18 protein-coding genes and 1 pseudogene are annotated in these 18,864 nt (G+C 60.3%); 15 read left to right on the top strand and 4 right to left on the bottom strand.

All coding sequences use genetic code 11. The features are described from left to right. Positions 1 to 51: 51 nt before the first annotated feature. From NYR50_RS03610 to rarD, 7 genes and pseudogenes are all read left to right on the top strand, one after another. On the top strand, positions 52 to 792 hold the full coding sequence (locus NYR50_RS03610) for an SDR family NAD(P)-dependent oxidoreductase (protein WP_418136802.1): 741 nt from the start codon (positions 52 to 54) through the stop codon (positions 790 to 792). Between the two features lie 212 nt (positions 793 to 1,004). After that, a complete protein-coding gene (cysS, locus tag NYR50_RS03605) occupies positions 1,005 to 2,390 on the top strand; it encodes a cysteine--tRNA ligase (protein ID WP_418136801.1) in 1,386 nt (461 codons plus the stop codon). 257 nt (positions 2,391 to 2,647) lie between these two features. Continuing rightward, positions 2,648 to 3,015, top strand: a pseudogene (locus tag NYR50_RS03600) (endonuclease domain-containing protein). Then, a complete protein-coding gene (locus NYR50_RS03595; RefSeq protein WP_418136800.1) occupies positions 3,012 to 3,488 on the top strand; it encodes a GFA family protein in 477 nt (158 codons plus the stop codon). The pseudogene NYR50_RS03600 and the gene NYR50_RS03595 overlap by 4 nt, the downstream one beginning before the upstream one ends. Next, on the top strand, positions 3,485 to 3,943 hold the full coding sequence (locus tag NYR50_RS03590; RefSeq protein WP_418136799.1) for a GFA family protein: 459 nt from the start codon (positions 3,485 to 3,487) through the stop codon (positions 3,941 to 3,943). The genes NYR50_RS03595 and NYR50_RS03590 overlap by 4 nt, the downstream gene beginning before the upstream one ends. A 3-nt stretch (positions 3,944 to 3,946) precedes the next feature. Next, positions 3,947 to 4,903, top strand: coding sequence for a prolyl aminopeptidase (pip, locus tag NYR50_RS03585; RefSeq protein ID WP_418136798.1), 957 nt, complete (start codon positions 3,947 to 3,949; stop codon positions 4,901 to 4,903). A gap of 226 nt (positions 4,904 to 5,129) precedes the next feature. Then, positions 5,130 to 6,038 (top strand): EamA family transporter RarD, encoded by a 909-nt coding sequence (rarD, locus tag NYR50_RS03580; RefSeq protein ID WP_418136797.1) that lies wholly within the window; start codon positions 5,130 to 5,132, stop codon positions 6,036 to 6,038. A gap of 36 nt (positions 6,039 to 6,074) precedes the next feature. On the opposite strand, the gene NYR50_RS03575 is transcribed toward rarD, so the two are convergent. Beyond that, positions 6,075 to 7,835, bottom strand: a complete 1,761-nt coding sequence (locus tag NYR50_RS03575) for a peptidoglycan D,D-transpeptidase FtsI family protein (protein WP_418136796.1) — start codon at positions 7,833 to 7,835, stop codon at positions 6,075 to 6,077. A gap of 262 nt (positions 7,836 to 8,097) precedes the next feature. Next, positions 8,098 to 8,718, bottom strand: a complete 621-nt coding sequence (locus NYR50_RS03570) for a TIGR00730 family Rossman fold protein (RefSeq protein WP_418136795.1) — start codon at positions 8,716 to 8,718, stop codon at positions 8,098 to 8,100. 156 nt (positions 8,719 to 8,874) lie between these two features. Here NYR50_RS03570 and NYR50_RS03565 point away from each other — a divergent pair, with 156 nt between their 5' ends. The 6 genes from NYR50_RS03565 to NYR50_RS03540 all read left to right on the top strand — a co-directional run bounded on the left by NYR50_RS03565 (position 8,875) and on the right by NYR50_RS03540 (position 16,627). Then, positions 8,875 to 10,899, top strand: coding sequence for a LysM peptidoglycan-binding domain-containing protein (locus NYR50_RS03565; protein WP_418136794.1), 2,025 nt, complete (start codon positions 8,875 to 8,877; stop codon positions 10,897 to 10,899). A 111-nt stretch (positions 10,900 to 11,010) separates the two neighbouring features. Beyond that, positions 11,011 to 12,897: an ABCB family ABC transporter ATP-binding protein/permease gene (locus NYR50_RS03560; protein ID WP_418136793.1), complete on the top strand. Its 1,887-nt coding sequence runs from the start codon at positions 11,011 to 11,013 to the stop codon at positions 12,895 to 12,897. 175 nt (positions 12,898 to 13,072) lie between these two features. Further along, positions 13,073 to 13,771, top strand: coding sequence for a phosphatidylserine decarboxylase (locus tag NYR50_RS03555; protein ID WP_010971370.1), 699 nt, complete (start codon positions 13,073 to 13,075; stop codon positions 13,769 to 13,771). A 23-nt stretch (positions 13,772 to 13,794) separates the two neighbouring features. After that, positions 13,795 to 14,661, top strand: a complete 867-nt coding sequence (pssA, locus tag NYR50_RS03550; protein WP_010971369.1) for a CDP-diacylglycerol--serine O-phosphatidyltransferase — start codon at positions 13,795 to 13,797, stop codon at positions 14,659 to 14,661. Positions 14,662 to 14,832: 171 nt separating this feature from the next. Continuing rightward, positions 14,833 to 14,964: a hypothetical protein gene (locus NYR50_RS03545; RefSeq protein ID WP_272447940.1), complete on the top strand. Its 132-nt coding sequence runs from the start codon at positions 14,833 to 14,835 to the stop codon at positions 14,962 to 14,964. Between the two features lie 370 nt (positions 14,965 to 15,334). Continuing rightward, positions 15,335 to 16,627 (top strand): response regulator, encoded by a 1,293-nt coding sequence (locus NYR50_RS03540; RefSeq protein ID WP_080809696.1) that lies wholly within the window; start codon positions 15,335 to 15,337, stop codon positions 16,625 to 16,627. Between the two features lie 46 nt (positions 16,628 to 16,673). Here the strand turns inward: NYR50_RS03540 and NYR50_RS03535 are convergent, their stop codons facing one another. Both NYR50_RS03535 and NYR50_RS03530 read right to left on the bottom strand, forming a co-directional pair. Continuing rightward, positions 16,674 to 17,435 (bottom strand): SOS response-associated peptidase, encoded by a 762-nt coding sequence (locus NYR50_RS03535; RefSeq protein ID WP_006314531.1) that lies wholly within the window; start codon positions 17,433 to 17,435, stop codon positions 16,674 to 16,676. Between the two features lie 10 nt (positions 17,436 to 17,445). After that, complete coding sequence (locus NYR50_RS03530) at positions 17,446 to 17,769, bottom strand: YnfA family protein (RefSeq protein ID WP_418136792.1); 324 nt, start codon at positions 17,767 to 17,769, stop codon at positions 17,446 to 17,448. A gap of 133 nt (positions 17,770 to 17,902) precedes the next feature. On the opposite strand from NYR50_RS03530, the gene NYR50_RS03525 reads away from it, so the two are divergent. Continuing rightward, positions 17,903 to 18,319: an NUDIX hydrolase gene (locus NYR50_RS03525; protein ID WP_006314525.1), complete on the top strand. Its 417-nt coding sequence runs from the start codon at positions 17,903 to 17,905 to the stop codon at positions 18,317 to 18,319. A gap of 98 nt (positions 18,320 to 18,417) precedes the next feature. Continuing rightward, entirely contained in the window at positions 18,418 to 18,855 is a 438-nt protein-coding gene (locus NYR50_RS03520; RefSeq protein WP_006314523.1) for a TIGR02301 family protein, read from the top strand. Positions 18,856 to 18,864: the final 9 nt, after the last annotated feature.

The following is an 18,864-nucleotide window of genomic DNA, read 5'->3' as shown; positions in this document are numbered from 1 at the left end:
AAAGGCCAGCAGCGCTTCGTAGAAGGAAGCGCAATCATTTCGGGGGAGACCATGACTATCGATCTCAAGGGCCGCATCGCTCTCGTTACCGGCGCTTCGCGCGGCATCGGCTATTTCACGGCGCTGGAACTGGCCAAGGCTGGCGCGCATGTCATCGCCTGCGCCCGCACGGTCGGCGGCCTTGAGGAGCTTGACGACGCCATCAAGGCTGTTGGCGGTACGGCGACGCTGGTCCCCTTCGATCTCGCCGACATGAAAGCCATCGATGCGCTGGGCGCCAATATCTACGAGCGCTGGGGCAAGCTCGATATTCTGGTCGCCAATGCCGGCGTTCTCGGTGTGATTTCCCCGGTTGGCCATATCGAGGCGAAGGTCTTCGAAAGGGTCATGAACATCAACGTCACCGCCACCTGGCGGCTGATCCGTTCGGTCGAGCCGCTGCTGTTGAAATCGGATGCCGGCCGTGCGCTGATCCTGTCTTCGGGTGTGGCCCATAGCTGTCGTCCCTTCTGGGGCGTCTACGCCACCTCCAAGGCGGCCGTGGAAGCGCTCGCCCGCACCTGGGCCGCGGAAACGCAAAAGTCCCCGCTGCGCATCAACAGCATCAATCCCGGTGCCACGCGCACCGCCATGCGCGCGCAGGCCATGCCCGGCGAGGACCCGGCAACCGTGCCACATCCGTCAGAAGTTGCCGCCGCCATCCTTCCCCTCGCCTCGCCCGATCTTACCGAAACCGGCAAGCTCTTCCTGGTGCGCGACAGGAAATTCGTGGAATATCGCCAGCCGGAATAAGCTTTTGGCCCGCGTCATTGCGGCACCCACGAGAAACGCTTGACCACACAGAACCGCCGCGCCATAAGGCAAGGTATGAAAACAACGATCTGCACCTGCTGCTGAATAATTTTTGCTGGTTCGCCACCGGCCAGATCGTTTTCGTCTTCCCGCAAGGTCCAACAGACAAACGGTCCGGTCAGGACAATTGACTGCCTTTAGGGAACACCCGCATGTCCTTGCGCCTGAAACTCCACAATACCCTGACCCGCGAAAAGTCGGAATTTGCGCCGATCGACCGTGATAATGTGCGCATGTATGTCTGCGGGCCAACGGTCTATGATTTCGCCCATATCGGCAATGCGCGTCCGGTCATCGTGTTCGATGTTCTCTTCCGCCTGCTGCGCCATGTCTATGGTGAAAACCATGTGACCTATGCCCGCAACATCACCGATCTCGACGACAAGATCAACGCGCGGGCACTGCGCGACTATCCGCATCTGCCGCTCAACGACGCCATCCATGCGGTGACGAAAAAGACGGCTGACCAGTTCCATGATGACGTCGCCTCACTCGGCTGCCTTCAGCCGACCGTGGAGCCACGCGCCACCGACTATATTGCCGAGATGATCTACCTCATCGAGAGGCTCATCGAACGCGGCCACGCCTATAAGGCGGGCGGCGAGGTTCTGTTCGACACACGGTCGATGGCCGACTATGGCCAGCTTTCCAAACGCCCGCTGGACGAACAGCAGGCCGGCGCGCGCGTTGCGGTGGAGGCCCACAAAAAGAACCCCGGCGATTTCGTGCTGTGGAAGCTCTCCTCCGAGAGCGAACCGGGCTGGGAGAGCCCATGGGGTCTCGGTCGCCCGGGCTGGCACATCGAGTGCTCGGCCATGGCCAGCCGCTATCTCGGCGAAGTCTTCGATATTCACGGCGGCGGGCTCGACCTCATCTTCCCGCACCACGAAAACGAAATCGCGCAATCCCGCTGCGCCCATGGCACACATGTCATGGCCAATGTGTGGATGCATAACGGTTTCGTGCAGGTGGAAGGCCGCAAGATGTCGAAATCCGAGGGCAACTTCGTGACGATCTACGAATTGCTGCACACGGACAAGTTCGGTGGACGGCAATGGCCGGGCGAAGCGCTGCGCCTTGCGATGCTGATGACGCACTATCGCGAGCCGATCGATTTTTCGGTCAAGCGTCTGGAAGAGGCCGAACGCCTGCTCGCCAAATGGCCGGCAGCCGAGACCTCCGACGCCGCGCCGCATGACACCGTTCTGGATGCCCTCGCCGACGATCTCAACACGGTTGCCGCCGTGCAGGCGCTGCATGCGCTGGCGCATGCGGCAAATACCGACCCATCCATGCTGCCCGCCTTCGCCGCAAGCGCCGCCCTGCTGGGTGTCCTGCCGAAGAAAACGGAGATGGACGAGGCCATCGTTTCGGCTGTGGATGCGCTGGTGGAATTGCGCCTTGAAATGCTGAAGGCAAAGAACTTTACGGAGGCGGACCGGTTGCGGGATGAGCTTTCCGAAAAGGGCATTCAGCTGAAGGATGGCAAGGACAAGGAGACCGGGGAGCGGACAACGACGTGGGAGTTGAAGCGGTAGGCTTGCGTTGGTGGTTGGGGTTTACCCCCCTCTGCCCTGCCGGGCATCTCCCCCTCAAGGGGGGAGATCGGCAAGAGGCGCTACTACCACTGCATTCGCCAACGTTGAGATGGGCGAAACCTAGCGGCATATCGATCTCCCCCCTTGAGGGGGAGATGTCCGGCAGGACAGAGGGGGGTGACGCCGCACGACGAGACCTTGCTTTAACCCTGTCGATGTTTCAATCTCGCCGCACCCTGTCAAGCCGCGAGCCGCTCATGCCCCACGCCAAGGTCAAACCTCAGCATCGTGAACATGCGCGGCAAATGCGAAAGGCTCTGACCGACGCCGAACTGAAATTCTGGAACGCGGTCCGTGCTCATCGCCTCGACGGCCTCTCTTTCAGACGCCAACTGCCTGTCGCCGGATACATCGTTGATTTCGCCTGCCCATCTCATAAGATCATCGTCGAGCTGGATGGATTTCAGCACGCGGAAGATGCTGCGGCAACTTACGACCAGCAGAGAACACGGACACTTGAGGAACTAGCTGGACCGTCCTCCGTTTCTGGAACGATGATATCCTCAAAGACATCGACAACGTCTGTCTCCACATTATCCGAACGGCAGAGGAGAACCAATCATGACCACCCATACCGGTGGATGCCAATGCGGCGCGGTCCGTTTCCGCGCGACCGGAGACCTGCAAGACAGCTCCATCTGCCATTGCCGAATGTGCCAGAAGGCCTTCGGCGCCTATTACGCGCCGCTGGTTTCGGTGCGCAACGTGGAATTCGAATGGACGCGCGGCGAGCCGAAACGGTTTCAATCCTCCAGCGTCGTCAAGCGCGGCTTCTGCCCGGAATGCGGCACGCCGCTGACCTATGAAGCACCGGATGGCGTGGCGGTTGCGGCCGGCGCGTTTGACGATCCAGCGGCACTGCCGCCGACAATCCAGTGGGGGGTGGAACGCAAGATCGGTTTCGTCGACAGTCTTCACACGCTGCCCGCCGTTCCGACCGACGACGACCTGACCTCGGTGGACTATCTCACCAACCTCGTCTCCTATCAGCACCCCGACCATGACACGACACAATGGCCACCGGAGAACAGACAATGAGCGAAAACGGTTTTTCCGGCGGCTGCCAATGTGGTGCCGTGCGGTTCCATGCGGGCAAACTCGGCCGGCCCTCCATCTGCCATTGCCGCATGTGCCAGAAACATTTCGGCAATTTCTTCGGCGCGCTCGTCACCGCCGATCAGGCACATCTGACATGGACCCGCGGCCAGCCGACCCTTTTCAGGTCGTCTGACAAAATTCTCCGTGGGTTCTGCAACAAATGCGGTACGCCGCTGACCTATCATTATTCGGGTGGCATTGAGATCGCGATCGGCGCTTTCGACCATCCCGAAAAAATCGAGCCGCAGGTGCAGGTCAATATCCACAAGCGGATACCTTGGATAGAGAATCTCTTCAGTAAACCTGCAGTGGAACAGGGACTGGACGAAACTCAGATGACGTCCTACCAGCATCCGGATCACGACACGGCCAAATGGCCGCCTGAGGAACGATAAGACATGACTGAAGAACTGCGCGGCTTTTATCCCGAGATCGAACCTTTCGAAACCGGCATGCTGGATGTCGGCGACGGGCATGTGGTCTATTGGGAACGGGTGGGCACGCGTGGCGCGAAACCGGCGGTTTTCCTGCATGGCGGGCCGGGTGGCGGGGTCAACCCCACCCATCGGCGGGTTTTCGATCCCGCACTTTACGATGTCATCCTGTTCGATCAGCGCGGCTGCGGCCGCTCCACACCGCATGCGGCGCTTGAGGCCAACACCACCTGGCATCTGGTTGCCGATATCGAAAGGCTGCGTGAACTCTGCGGTTTCGAAAAATGGCTTGTTTTCGGCGGCTCCTGGGGTTCGACGCTGGCGCTCGCTTATGCCGAGACCCATCCCGACCGCGTCAGCGAACTCGTCCTGCGCGGCATCTACACCGTCACCAGGCCGGAGCTGGACTGGTATTATCAGTTCGGCGTTTCCGAAATGTATCCGGACCACTGGGAAAAATTCATTGCGCCCATTCCGGAGGCGGAGCGCAGTGAGATGATGCAGGCCTATAACCGCTATCTTACCGGCGCCGACGAGGCGAAAAAACTGGAATGCGCCAAGGCCTGGAGCCAGTGGGAGGGGGCGACCATTGCTCTCGTCACCGACCCCAGCCGTGTGGATGATTTCGGTGAAGATAAATACGCTATCGCCTTTGCACGCATCGAGAACCATTTCTTCGTCAATGACTGCTGGCTGGAGGAAGAGCAATTGCTGCGGAACGCCGGCAGGCTGAAAGATATTCCCGGTGTTATCGTGCACGGGCGTTACGACATGCCCTGCCCGCTGAAATATGCCTGGCAGCTGGCGAAGGCCTGGCCGAAGGCGGATTTCCACATCATCGAGGCGGCCGGGCATGCGCTGAGCGAGCCGGGCATTCTTGACCAGCTGATCCGCGCAAACGATCGCTTTGCGGGGAAATAAGAGTCTTTTCAGATGCTTGAGGCGGCCTGATGAGACATTGATTCACACGTGATTTAAAGCAGGGTTCCTGCGAAGATCAGCCGGCCTGTTGCGACGTGAGCTTATTTCAAGGGCACCGTGCCTGTTATTCGTGCAGTTTTTCTCATGGACCCTTCACGGAAATGAATTGGCCGCCGCAGTGCCGATCCGGTATAAAATACCATCCGAACAATTGGCGGTAGTCCCCATGGCACTCGACAAAACGCTCCCGGCCCAAGAGGGCGGCGATAGCGCGCGCGGTTTTGCTTTCGCGCTCTCCGCATATCTGCTGTGGGGTTTCCTTCCCATTTACATGAAAGCGGTCGCGCATATTTCGCCGATCGAGGTCATCGTGCATCGCGTCATCTGGTCGGTGCCGATTGCGGCGGTCGTGCTGATTGCGCTCGGGCGCACGGCGGAAATCAGAACCGCGCTGAGAAATCCGAAAATGCTGGCCATGGCGAGCCTGACCGCAGCCCTCATCAGCATCAACTGGGGCGTCTATATCTGGTCGATCGGTGCGGGCCGCGCGCTGGATGCCGCATTGGGGTATTTCATCAACCCGCTGTTCAGCATCTTCCTCGGCGCCGTTCTCCTGAAGGAGAAACTCTATCCGGCGCAGATCGCCGCCATCTGCCTCGTGGGGCTGGCCGTTGCGATCCTCACCTGGCATGCGGGCAGCCTGCCGTGGGTCTCCATCGCGCTCACCGTGTCCTGGGGTTTTTACGCCTTCTTCCGCAAGACATTGCCGATCGGCGCGACGCAGGGCTTCCTGCTGGAGGTCATGCTTCTCTCCATTCCCGCCGTGCTGGTCATGATCTGGCTTGCCTTCAGCGGACAGGCGCATTTCATGGGCGGCAATTCCGCCGACACATGGCTTCTGGCGGCAAGCGGCGTGATTACCGCCGTTCCGCTCATTCTCTATGGTAATGGCGCCAAGCTGCTGCGGCTGTCGACCATCGGCATCATGCAATATATCGCGCCGACGATGATCTTCCTCATCGCCATCTTCATCTTCAAGGAACCGTTCGACATGGTGCGGATGGCAGCCTTCGCGATGATCTGGGTGGCACTGGCGATCTATACCGGCTCCAGCCTGATGCGGCTCAAGCGGTAGGCGGGTGTACTGCCGCCTCCCTCACCAAGCCGGGGCTCAATAATCCACCGGCAATTGCGGCGTCGCGTCATAACCAAAACGCGGCTTCACACCGAGAAGCCCTGCCGTCTGGGCGATGATCTCGCGGGTCATGGGGGCAGCTGTCGATGCCGCCGTGCGTCCGCCATTCACGCCGGTTTTCGGCGCGTCGATCATCGTCAGCACGACATATTTCGGCTTGTGCATGGGAAATCCGGCGACGAAGGCGTTGAAATTGATATCCTTGGCGTAACGGCCGTTGATGACCTTGTCGGCCGTTCCGGTCTTGCCGCCCACATGAAATCCCTCCACCTGCGCGCCCCGGCCGGAACCCTTGATGCCGTTCCAGTTGAACAGGTAGCGCATATCCGCGCTCGTCTTCTGCTCGATGACGCTGCGTGAAATCGAGGCCGCATCCTCTTTCGAACGAGGCAGAAAAGTCGGCGACATCAGGTTGCCGCCATTGATGAGGGCTGCGGCCGCCACGGCCGTCTGCAGCGGCGTGGTGGCAACGCCATGGCCGAAGGAGATGGTGACGGAATTGATCTTCTTCCACACTCTCGGCTGGGTCGGCGTGGCGACTCCAGGCATTTCCGTGTCCATTTTCGTCAGCAACCCGAGTTTCGTCAGGAACTGCTGGTGACCTTCGACGCCCACCTTGTCGGCCACCGCCGCCGTGCCGATATTTGATGAATATTGAAACACTTCCGGGATCGACAGCGGGCGGTTCCGGCCCTTGAAATCCTTGATGGTGAAGCCGCCCATGCGGATCGGCCGCGAGGCGTCCACCACCGAATTGAGGGTGATCGCCCCGGCATCCAGCCCCATGGCGAGCGTGAAGCTCTTGAAAGTGGAGCCCATTTCGAAGGTGGCGTTGCTCATGCGGTTGAACCAGCCCTTTTCATAGTCCCTGTCGATGCTGCCATCGGCAAGGGTGCGGGATGGTTCGTTGGGGTCGTAGTCCGGCACCGAGGCCATGGCCAGCACCTCGCCGGTCTCCACATCGAGGATGACCGAGCCCGCAGCTTCCGCCTCATAGGCGCTCTTCGCCTTCACGACGACCTCGCGGACGATGTTCTGCACCCGCATATCGATGGAAAGCTTCACCGGCTCCAGCGGTGCGCCGCTGGCAAGGCCGACGGCGCGCAGATCAGCCAGCCCCTGCTGGTCGAGATATCGCTCCATGCCGGCAAGACCCTGATTGTCGACATTGACGTGGCCGATAATATGCGAAGCGGCCGGCCCGCCCGGATAGAACCGCCGTTTTTCCGGCCGAAAACCGATGCCTGGTATGCCGAGATTGAGAATATCCGCCTGTTGGCGCGGCGTCAGCTGGCGCCGCAGCCACTGGAAGCCGGTGTCCGAGCGCAACCGGCGATGCGTTTCACGCCAGTCGAGATTGGGGATGACGCTCGCGAGCTTCTCCACCACCTCATCGGGATCGACCACCCGGCGCGGATCCGCATAAAGCGACACCATGTTGAGATCGGTCGCCAGAAGCATGCCGTTGCGGTCGACAATATCAGGCCGGGAAGCCACCGCATTGGCCCCGGTATTGATCCAGGCGGTCGCCACGGGTTCGGCGAGGCCATATTGGACGAGACGCGCGGCGACGACGACATAGATGGCGGCGAAGACGGCGATCACGATACCGAGCCTCACCCGCGCATCGACCCGGCGGCGGGCGGCGGAACCGAGGATGGCATCGCCAGTCTTGCCGGGATGTCTCTGAATAATAAAATGCGCCCGGCTCCTGAGCCGCATCACAAAAGCAATCATGTCTGATGCCACCCACTTCATGGCGGCAGAAGAAAATTCCGCACCACCAACGCCTCTGGAGAGGCTGGCACAGGATCAGTCGCGGGACCATGAAAAGAGCGGGCTAAACGATGCCGCTGTTAAATCTGTATTAATATACACTTAAAATTGTAACGAGCCGCCGGGCCGCCATTAACAATCGTAGCGCATGACGCGAGTCTGCCAGACTGTGGGGCGGTTCTGGATGAGCGCGTCGCGTGAAGACGACGAGACGCGACGCACTTCAGAGCCGGGAAATCACCGAAGGATCGCCGTCCGGGTTTTGCTGCGCCAGCGCCCGGTCGATGATGGCGGGCACGATGTCCTTCACCTCGTCGATGATGAGCGGGTTCAGAAGATGGGCGCGGTGGATGAACCCCTGGTCGCGCATATGCTGCACCAGTTCCAGCATGGGGTTCCAGAAGCCGTTGATATTGGCGAAGACCATCGGCTTGGCGTGACGGCCGAGCTGGGCCCAGGTCATGATCTCGACGATCTCTTCCAGCGTGCCGACGCCACCGGGCAGGGTCACGAAGGCGTCCGAGCGCTCGAACATCATATGTTTGCGCTCATGCATGTCCTTGGTGATGACAAGCTCGTTCAATTGTCCGAGAGAATGGCGTGTTGCCTCCATATCGACCAGAAATTCCGGTATGATGCCGGTTACTTCGCCGCCATTGGAGAGAACGCCGCTGGCAACCGCGCCCATGATGCCCTTGGTGCCGCCGCCGTAGACGAGGCGAATGCCGTTTTCGGCAATGGATTTCCCAAGCGCGCGGCCTGCTTCCATATGAGCCGGGTCACGTCCGGGCTGGGAGCCGCAATAAACGCAGATGGATCGAATCGCTGTATTTTTGTCGGTCATGGAGGGAAGGAACAATGTGCGATGCGGCACGTCAAGAAAATTTGGGAAATCCCTTGCAAATATGGCCTTTTGCCCACTCGCCGCTTGTCTGGCGAAGGGTAAGACGCTAGCAATCTCAACTCGTGTGAAAAGCTTGAAATATCCGGAGATTCCAGGATGAAAAACAATAAGGCCGGTTTGCTGCCGCTGATCGTGCTGGGCATTGCGTCCCTGCTCATGATCTTTTTCGTCCTGCCGAGGATTTCCAACGACGGCAAACCGATCGGCGACGCCATCAATGAGGCGGGCAACGCGGTGAAGAACAGCGTTGAAATGGGAGCCGACAAGGCGGGTGACATCCTCTCCGACGCGGCCGAGGAGACGGCCAATATTGCCGACAAGGTCGGCCGCCGTGCGGCTTCCGCAACCCAGTCGATCAAGGACATGGCCTCGCTTTTCGCCGACAACAAGGTTCCGTCCGACGCCGATTTCGCAGCCGCCCGCAAGAAGGTCGAGGCTTCGCTGAAGGAACTGACGAATATCGACATTCCCGAGTCGCTGGACGAAACCACGTCGCGGCTCATCACCACGGCGCGTGCCGCGGCCGAACGTACCACCGCCTTCCTGCGCGGCCTGCCTGACAATGCGGCCGCCGCGGCAGCACAGGTCCGCCGTCTGGCCGGCGTATTCGCCGGCACCGACGATGGGGCGCCAGAAGCCGCAAAACCGGCCGCTGCGCCTGCCGATGCTGCCCAGGCCTCTTCCGGCACACCGACTTTCGACGTGCTGCGCGTCGAGCCCGATGGTTCGGCCGTGATCGCCGGCAAGGCGCAGCCTGGCGCAAAGCTTGAAATTCTGAGCAACGGCAAGGTGATCGCCCAGACGACCATCGACGGCACGGGCGATTTCGCCGCCGTTTTCGACAATCCCCTGCCGCCCGGCGATCATGAGCTGGTGTTGCGTTCAACCGATGCCAACGGCAAGGCGACGCAGTCCGAGGAAGTGGCGACCGTTTCCGTGCCGCAGAACAAGTCGGGCGAGCTTCTGGCCATGGTTTCCAAACCCGGCAAGGCAAGCCGTGTGCTGGCCATGCCCGAGGCAGCACCTCCAGCGCTCCAGCCGCAGCAGGCCACGCCGTCGCAACCCTCTGCGGCAACCTCCGAAACCACCGCCAACAATACGCCCGTGCCCTCTTCCGGCACTGCCGCCCCCGCCGCTGCCGGATCGACTGCCGTTGCCCCGCTCACGTCGAGCGTTCAGGTCACCGCCGTCGAATTCGAGGGATCGAAGATCTTCGTCGCGGGTTCCGCGCCTGCCGGTTCGACCGTGCGCGCGCTTGTCGATGACAAGGAAATCGGCAAGAGCACGACTGAGGCTTCCGGCCATTTCGTCATCGAAGGCGATGTTGAGCTGGCCATCGGCAGCCACATCATCACCGTCGAGGAACTGAATGCCGATGGCACGGCGAAGGTGCGCGTACGCGTTCCCTTCGAGCGGCCGCAGACCGATCAGGCAACCGTCGCCATGCAGGCCCCATCGGCCTCATCTTCGGCCAACACGACCGCGGCACAGCCTGAAAACCAGAGCACGGCAAGCGACCGCGCCGCATTTGAAAAGCTGCGCACCGATGTCGCCAAGGCATTCGGCATCCTGTCCAGTCTCTACAAGGATCAGGCGACGCCGGCGCTCGATCAGGCCATTGCCGGCCGCTCCGCTGTAGTGATCGCGCTGAAATCGCTCTCCGAGTTCCGCACAGCCGCTGCCACGGAGCCTGACTTCACCGCTTTTGCCGGCGATATCACGGGCAAGGCGCGTCAGCTGCTTGCGACGGTCGAAGCCTGGCCGAACGATGTGGCCGCCATCGGCAAGGGCATCGCCTCGCTGGCAAGCCGCCTTGCCGAACTGCACATCATCGCTCCGCCTGCCCCTGCGCCGCAGGCTCCTGCCGGCCCGCAGACCTTCGAGCAGGCACCGCTTGCCGAAAGCCAGAACAGCGTCATCATCCGCCGCGGCGACACGCTGTGGCAGATTTCCCGGCGCGTTTACGGACAGGGCGTGCGTTACACCACGATCTACCTCGCCAATGAGGACCAGATCAGAAACCCTGATCTGATCGAGCCCGGCCAGATTTTCGGCGTGCCGAAAGAGGCACTGCCGAACGCGGAGGAACTCCACCGCAAGCGGCTGAAGAGCGGCTCCTGAGGATGTGAAGACGTTGCGGTGAACCCGCAACGATCCTATCTGTGACACGCGCGGCGGCTTGACCAAAGCCGCCGTCCTGCTGTCGGCTTCCGGCAGTGACCGGAGAGAATGATGGCCACGAAGAAAAAAACCATTTCGGCGGATTCCAGCAATCCGACCCAGACCCTGATCAATCTCTGGCCCTATATGTGGCCAGAGGGCCGATGGGACCTGAAGATGCGGGTGATCTGGGCAACCGTGTTCCTCATCGTCGCCAAGCTGGTGCTGATCGCGGTTCCCTATTTCTTCAAATGGGCGACGGATGCGCTGAACGGCAAGCTCGACATGGCAGGGCTGGTTCCGGCCTTCCTGCTCGGCGCGGTGGCGCTGGTCATCGCCTATAATCTGACGCGGCTGATCCAGGTCGGGCTCAACCAGCTGCGCGATTCGCTGTTTGCCAGCGTCGGCCAGCATGCGGTGCGCCAGCTCGCCTATCGTACCTTCGTGCACATGCACCGGCTTTCGCTGCGCTTCCATCTGGAGCGCAAGACCGGCGGGCTGTCGCGGGTGATCGAGCGCGGCACGAAGGGCATCGAAACCATTGTCCGCTTCACCATTCTCAATACCGCGCCGACCTTCATCGAATTCCTGCTGACGGCCATCATCTTCTGGGCGTCCTACGGTTTTTCCTATGTGCTGGTCACCGTCGTCACCGTCTGGGCCTATATCTGGTTCACCGTCAGGGCCAGCAACTGGCGTATCGGCATCCGCCGCGCCATGAATGACAGCGATACCGACGCCAATACCAAGGCGATCGATTCGCTACTCAACTTCGAGACCGTCAAATATTTCGGCAATGAGGAAATGGAGGCGCGGCGTTTCGACGTCGCCATGGAGCGTTACGAGAAATCGGCGATCTCGATCTGGACCTCGCTCGGCTGGCTGAACTTCGGTCAGGGCGTGATCTTCGGCATCGGCTCTACGGTCATGATGGTGATGTCGGCACTGGCCGTGCAGCGCGGCGAGCAGACCATCGGCGATTTCGTGTTCGTCAATGCGCTGCTGCTGCAGCTTTCCGTGCCGCTCAATTTCATCGGCTTCGTCTACCGCGAAATCCGCCAGGGCCTGACTGACATCGAACAGATGTTCGATCTTCTGGAAGTAGAGGCCGAAGTTACCGACAGGCCGGATGCGAAGCCGCTTGCGGCCGGCCCCGGCGCGATCTCCTTCCGCGACGTGCATTTTGCCTACGACCCTGAAAGACCGATCCTCAAGGGCATTTCCTTCGATGTGCCGGCGGGCAAAACGGTGGCGATCGTCGGCCCTTCCGGTGCGGGAAAATCGACGATCTCGCGGCTGCTTTATCGTTTCTACGATATTCAGGAGGGCGCCGTTACCATCGACGGGCAGGATATTCGCGACGTGACGCAAAAGAGCCTGCGCTCGGTGATCGGCATGGTGCCGCAGGATACCGTGCTGTTCAACGACACCCTCGCCTACAATATCCGCTACGGTCGCCCCTCCGCCACCGACGAGGAGCTGAAGGCAGCGGCGGATGCGGCGCAGATCAGCGCCTTCATCGGCAAACTGCCGGACGGTTACGCCACCATGGTCGGCGAACGCGGCTTGAAGCTTTCGGGTGGCGAAAAGCAGCGCGTGGCGATTGCCCGGACCATTCTAAAGGCACCGCCAATCCTGATCCTCGACGAGGCGACCTCGGCGCTCGATACGCATACCGAGCAGGAAATCCAGAGTGCCCTCGACATCGTCTCGAAAAACCGCACCACGCTGGTCATCGCCCACCGCCTCTCCACCGTCATCCACGCGGATGAGATCATCGTGCTGAAGGAAGGACTGATTGCTGAGCGGGGAACGCATGCCTCGCTGATGGCGCATGATGGCCTCTACGCCTCGATGTGGAGCCGCCAGCGCGAGGCGATCCGCGCCGAAGAGATGCTGCGCCACGTTCGCGAAAGCGACGACCTCGGCGTGGTGGACCGCGGCGAACCGGCGCATTGACGGCATAAACTCGGCATAAACTCCGGGGGAACCGGGGTGGGAGACCCGCCGGGCCATTGCCGGGCGGGACGTTTGGCTGTAACCAGCAAGGCGAAGTTTGTCGCATGCCCGTATGGATCGTGTCGTATGAAGACCACATATGAAGGCGCAGACAAAAACCGGAGCAAGGAACCATATGAATCTGTTCGACACCATTCGCAACACCATCGTACCGATCCACAAGGAAGGTTATGTCTTCGTGGCGGCCTTCTTCGTCGCATCGCTGGTGCTCGGCTGGATCGCCGAACCGCTCTTCTGGGTCGGTCTCGTGCTGACGGCCTGGTGCGCCTATTTCTTCCGCGATCCCGAGCGTGTCACGCCGCAGGATGACGACCTCATCATCAGCCCGGCCGATGGCAAGGTTTCCGCCGTGCAGAGCGTCGTTCCGCCGCTGGAACTGGAACTCGGCAAGGAACCGATGGTGCGTATTTCGGTGTTCATGAACGTGTTCAACTGCCATGTGAACCGTGCGCCCGTGCGTGGCCGCATCGTCAATGTCGCTTACCGTCCCGGCCTCTTCCTCAATGCCGAAGTCGACAAGGCTTCGGAAGACAATGAGCGCAACGGCCTCGTCATCGAGACCTCGCATGGCAAGGTCGGCGTGGTGCAGATCGCCGGCATGGTCGCCCGCCGCATCGTCTGCTGGGTGAAACCGAATGAACCTGTTGATGCCGGTGAGCGTTTCGGCCTTATCCGTTTCGGTTCGCGCCTCGATATCTTCCTTCCCGCAGGTTTCGAGCCGCGTGTATCGGTTGGCCAGACGGCAATCGCCGGTGAGACCGTGCTTGCCGAATTCGGCTCGGCCAAGGGTCCGGTCCTCAGCCGTCGCGGCTGAGGACAAACAGGAAGGGCATGCGCATGGAAACGCCGATTTCGGAGCCGCAGCAGAACGGAAAACAGGAGGGCCGCAGTGATAGCGGTCGTGGGCCCCGGCTGCGGGAGATTCCCTTTCGCCTCCTGGTGCCTAATCTGATCACCGTTCTCGCGATCTGCGCAGGCTTGAGCGGCGTGCGCCTTGCCATCGAAGGCCGCTTTGAACTCGCCGTCGGCATGGTACTCCTTGCCGCCTTTCTCGACGGCGTGGACGGGCGTGTTGCCCGCATGATGAAGGCGACCTCCAAATTCGGCGAACAGATGGATTCGCTTGCCGATATCGTCAATTTTGGTGTCGCCCCCGCCCTCGTCGTCTATATCTATCTGCTCGATCAGGCGCGTTCGATCGGCTGGATTGGCGCCCTCATCTATGTCATTGCCGCCGGCCTTCGCCTGGCGCGCTTCAACGTCATGATCGAGCGGCCGGTAAAGGCGCCCTGGCAGAGCGAATTTTTTGTCGGCGTGCCAGCGCCGATGGGCGCGATGCTGGTGCTTCTACCGGTCTATCTCGGCTTCCTCGGCGTGGAGCCGGACAAGCCCTTCGCTTATGTCGCCGCCGCCTATACGGTCCTGATCGGTTATCTTCTCATCAGCCGCCTACCGGTCTGGTCGGGAAAGTCCAGTACCCGCATCCGCCGTGATCTGGTGCTGCCGATGATCCTCGTCGTCGTGCTTTATGTGGCGATGCTGATGAGCTTCACCTGGGAAGTTCTGGTTCTGACGGTCGCCGCCTATCTCGTCTTCATTCCCATCAGCGCCCGCCTCTGGCATCGCCGCTACGGTACGCTGACCATCGAGGAAGACGCGCATGACGATGCCAATGGCGGCAATGGCCTCGATCGCGGTATTTAAAACCGCAAGTTTATTTTTTGCCAGACAAGCCGGCGCAGGATGTGACGCAAAATGTCGCAGCCTGAAAAACCGTCTTCGTTTCTTTCGCCTCGAATCCGTCAAGATTAGCCTCGAAAGAAGAGGCGCACACGCATCGCAAAGGCGATTGGCGTGAATTGTGGAGAGAGAGAAATGACGAACGAGACGAAGGCACAGCCGCAGGCGAAGCCCGACCTCAAGAGCCACTACCGCCCGCTCGGACTGAAGGCCGTTGCTGCCGCAGCCCTGATGCTGAAGCGTAAGCCCGCCGCCAAAATCGCCTGAAAACAACCGCTTATGCTTGGGGCCAACGATGTCCGTTCCGGCCCACAATAGCCGATATACGACCTGAGAACACGATGCGGCGCTATCAAAGCGCCGTCTCTTTTTATTGATGACCCGATCCGTATAAACGGAACGCATGGCCGCATTCGTAATGGTGTAACATTACAGCAACGAAACCGAGTAAACTATTCGATTCCCATTGGATGGCTATACGGATAGTTTCGCTTCCGTTATTGAAAATTTAAGTTTTTCTACTTTAGCGATTCATCTTGATACAGCGAATATGGTTCTCAGTACCTTGAGATGCACTCGCGAGACAATTCAGCTTTTGCGGGAAAACAAGAACGCGGCCATGGGGGGCTTGGGCGGCATGCAGGATAAAATCCTTCTGATTGAAGATTCCGTTGCTCTTTCCATGCTGCTGAGGACGCGGCTTTCGGATGAAACGGAAGCCGAGGTCGTCCATTGCGCCAGCATGGCCGAGGCCGATGCCCTGATGCAGGCCAATAATTTCACGCTGGCGCTGACGGGTCTCAACCTGCCCGATGCGCCCAAGGGGGAAATTCTGACGCTTCTATCCGAGCGCAAGGTGCCGGCCATCGTCTTCACTGCAACGGTGGATGAGGAAGCGCGCAAGCGTTATGCCGAAAAGAAGATCATAGACTATATTGTCAAGGACGGCCATCGCACCGTCGATGCCGTGGTCAAGACGGTCGACCGGATTATGACCAACAAGCGTTTTTCAGTTCTGGTGGTCGATGATGCGCGCACCGCACGCTCCGGCCTCGTGGAAATTCTGGAGCGGCAGAATTTCAAGGTCAGCGAAGCCCATTCGGGCAACCGGGCGCTGGAAATCCTCTCGCAGGACCCGTCAATCCAGCTCGTCATTACCGATTACCACATGCCGGATATGGACGGTTATGAACTGACGCGGCGCATCCGCGACAGCAGGTCCTCCGAAGACCTGCGGGTGATCGGCATATCCTCCTCCACGGACCGCCTGCTTTCGGCAAGCTTCCTCAAGGCCGGCGCGTCGGATTTCGTCTACCGCCCCTTCGTACCGGAAGAATTGCAGTGCCGCATCGACAACAATATCGAGACACTGAAGCAGCTCAAGCGCCTGCGTGAACTGGCCGAACGGGACCACCTCACCGGCCTGCCCAACCGTCGCTCCTTTTTCGAGCGCACGCGGGCGCTGATGGACGTCATCAATGACAATGACGAGAGCGGCGCAGTCGCCATTCTCGACATTGACCATTTCAAGAAGATCAACGACACGCTGGGGCACGATGCCGGCGACAGGGCGCTGAAGAAGTTGGCCGAACTGCTGCATGACATGTGCGACGAGCAACGCCATATTCCTGCCCGCCTCGGCGGCGAGGAATTTGCCGTGTTCCTGCGCGGGCTGGATGCGCGGGCTGCCTATGCCTTCTGCGAGGAACTGCGCGAACGGGTGGAAAAGAACGGCCGGCAGCTGAGCGGCAGCAGCCTGGCACTGACAATTTCACTCGGTGTCGTGGAGATAGAAAAGGGAGAGCCCTTCGACAACCAGCTGAATGCGGCGGATCAGTTGCTCTACCTCGCCAAGGCGAATGGCCGCAACCGCGTTTATTCCGACATCATGATCCAGGAAGGCCTGCAGAAAATCGGGCTGAACGGCTGAAGGCCGCGGCAACGCTCAGCTCTAGTCTCTAGGCACAGAAAACGCCTCAAAACAGCGACATCTGCCCGTCATCCTTCGCCGGCCTGACCTTCGCCAGCGGCGCGCTTTCGGGCACCGGATCGATGAGATCGGCCCCGACATTGGCGACCTTGTTGACCTTGTCAGAGACCGGAATCATCTCGAAGAAATCATCCTGAACCGGTCGCATCAGGTCGGCGACCTCGCGTGGCTCCTGGGTCTTGCAGTCCAGCCAACGGCTGAAATCCTCTGGCGCGATAACGACGGGCATACGATCGTGAATACGGCCGATCGCGGCATTGGCGGCGGTGGTGAGGATCGCGCCGGTATCGACCTCCGAGCCGTCGGCAGAAGACCAGGTTTCCATGAGGCCGGCGAAAGCGACGATGCCGCCGTTTTTCGGGCGGATAAAATAGGGCTGGGCTTTGCCGCCCTCCTCCTTTGGCGGGCGTCGCCATTCGTAAAAGCCGGTTGCCGGGATGAGCACGCGGCGATGGCGCATGGCGGCGCGGAAGGAGGCCTTGCCGATTGCGGTTTCGGAACGGGCATTGATGAGCAGCGGAAAGTCCTTCGGATCCTTCACCCAGCCCGGCATGAAACCCCAGCGCACCAGCACGGCCCGGCGGTTGGGCAGGTTGCTGCCGCGCTCCTGCCGCTCGCCTTCCATGACGACCAGAATGGGTTGGGTCGGCGCGATGTTGAAACGGGCGGGAAAATCCTCAAGGCCGATCAGATCGAGATAATCGGCGATCTCTTCCGGCGTTGCCTTTAGCACGAAACGCCCGCACATGGCCTTCTCCTCAACCCCGTGGTCCGAACAGGATGATGGCGGTGCCGGCAAGGCAGACGACGCCGCCGGCAATATCCCAACGGTCCGGCGCATGGCCTTCCACGCCCCAGAGCCAGAACAGCGAGGCGGTAATATAGATCCCGCCATAGGCGGCATAGGCCCTGCCCGCCGCCTCTGTCGGGACCAGTGTCAGAAGCCACGCAAAAGCGGCCAGCGCCACCATGCCGGGCAGCAATATCCAGCCGGTCTTGCCGAGTTTCAGCCAGGCCCAGAAGGAAAAACAGCCGGCGATTTCGGCAACGGCCGCCAGAACATAGATAAGATAGACCTTCATTCCACCGTCTTTAGTCTGCACAATCTCGTCAGTTCCGGACTATAACCATCGGCGCGGAAACCGGAATCGATTTTTCCGGGCCACGATACCACGATAGACAGGCCGGAAACGGCCGAAACAAGCGAAACCATTCATGACCCTTCGTATCAAGCCCCGTGCCGCCTCCTCCGCCATCGTCAGGAACGGAGACCGGCTGCTTCTGGTGCGCCGTATCAACCCGCCCTCCAAGGACATGTTCGCCTTTCCCGGCGGACGGGCCGAAGAAGGGGAAACTCCGGACGAGACGGCATTGCGCGAACTGCACGAGGAAACCGGTATCATCGCCCGCAGGCCGCAGCTTTTCGCGACCTACGATCTTCCCACCCGTGACGCTAAAGGCGTGCTGACGAGCCACTATTTCCTATCAGTCTTCACCGTGGAAACAGATGCAGATCCGCTGGTGACAGTGGGTGATGATGCGGCGGATGCGGGCTGGTACACCTTGGCGGAGATTCGCCTTCTGCCGGCGCCCGAAAGCGTTGTCGAATGTGCCGAGCGCCTGCTTGCATGATTGCCAGCCAGCCAGAATCGCTATTATCTAGGACCGATCCGCCCGCCGGATGGTCACGAGCCAACAGTTCACGAGTATGTGTGGGGCAGAATAGAATTTTGATACGACCAACCATCTTCCTGTCTCTTTTTCTGACAATGCTTGCCATATCAGGGCAGGAAGGCGTCGCTTATGCGCAGCCTTCAAAATCCGCTTCCGAGGCACGTCCTGCGGAAGCGGCGCCGCCCAAACCTGCCCCTTATGACGACAAGCTGGCGCGGCTTTCGGAAATATTGGGCGCGGTGCAATATCTGAGAACGCTGTGCCCCTCTTCCGGACCGGAGGACTGGCGCAAATCGATGAGCGACCTTCTGGCTGCGGACACGGCGAGCGAACCCGAACGACGCCAGCGCATGACGGCTGCATTCAACCGTGGATACCGCTCCTTTGCAGCCATCCACACCAGTTGCACACGCGCCGCCATCATGGCAGAAGAGAACTACCGTAACGAAGGGGCAACACTCGCGCAGGAAATCGCGTCCAGGTTCGGAAATTAAAGGTTTATT

This window comes from Agrobacterium sp. El2ro-1b (assembly GCF_048298475.1).
Classification (GTDB): Bacteria; Pseudomonadota; Alphaproteobacteria; order Rhizobiales; family Rhizobiaceae; genus Agrobacterium; species Agrobacterium fabrum.
The sequence above is the reverse complement of the archived record's forward strand: the minus strand, read 5'-3'. Positions and strand labels throughout refer to the sequence as shown.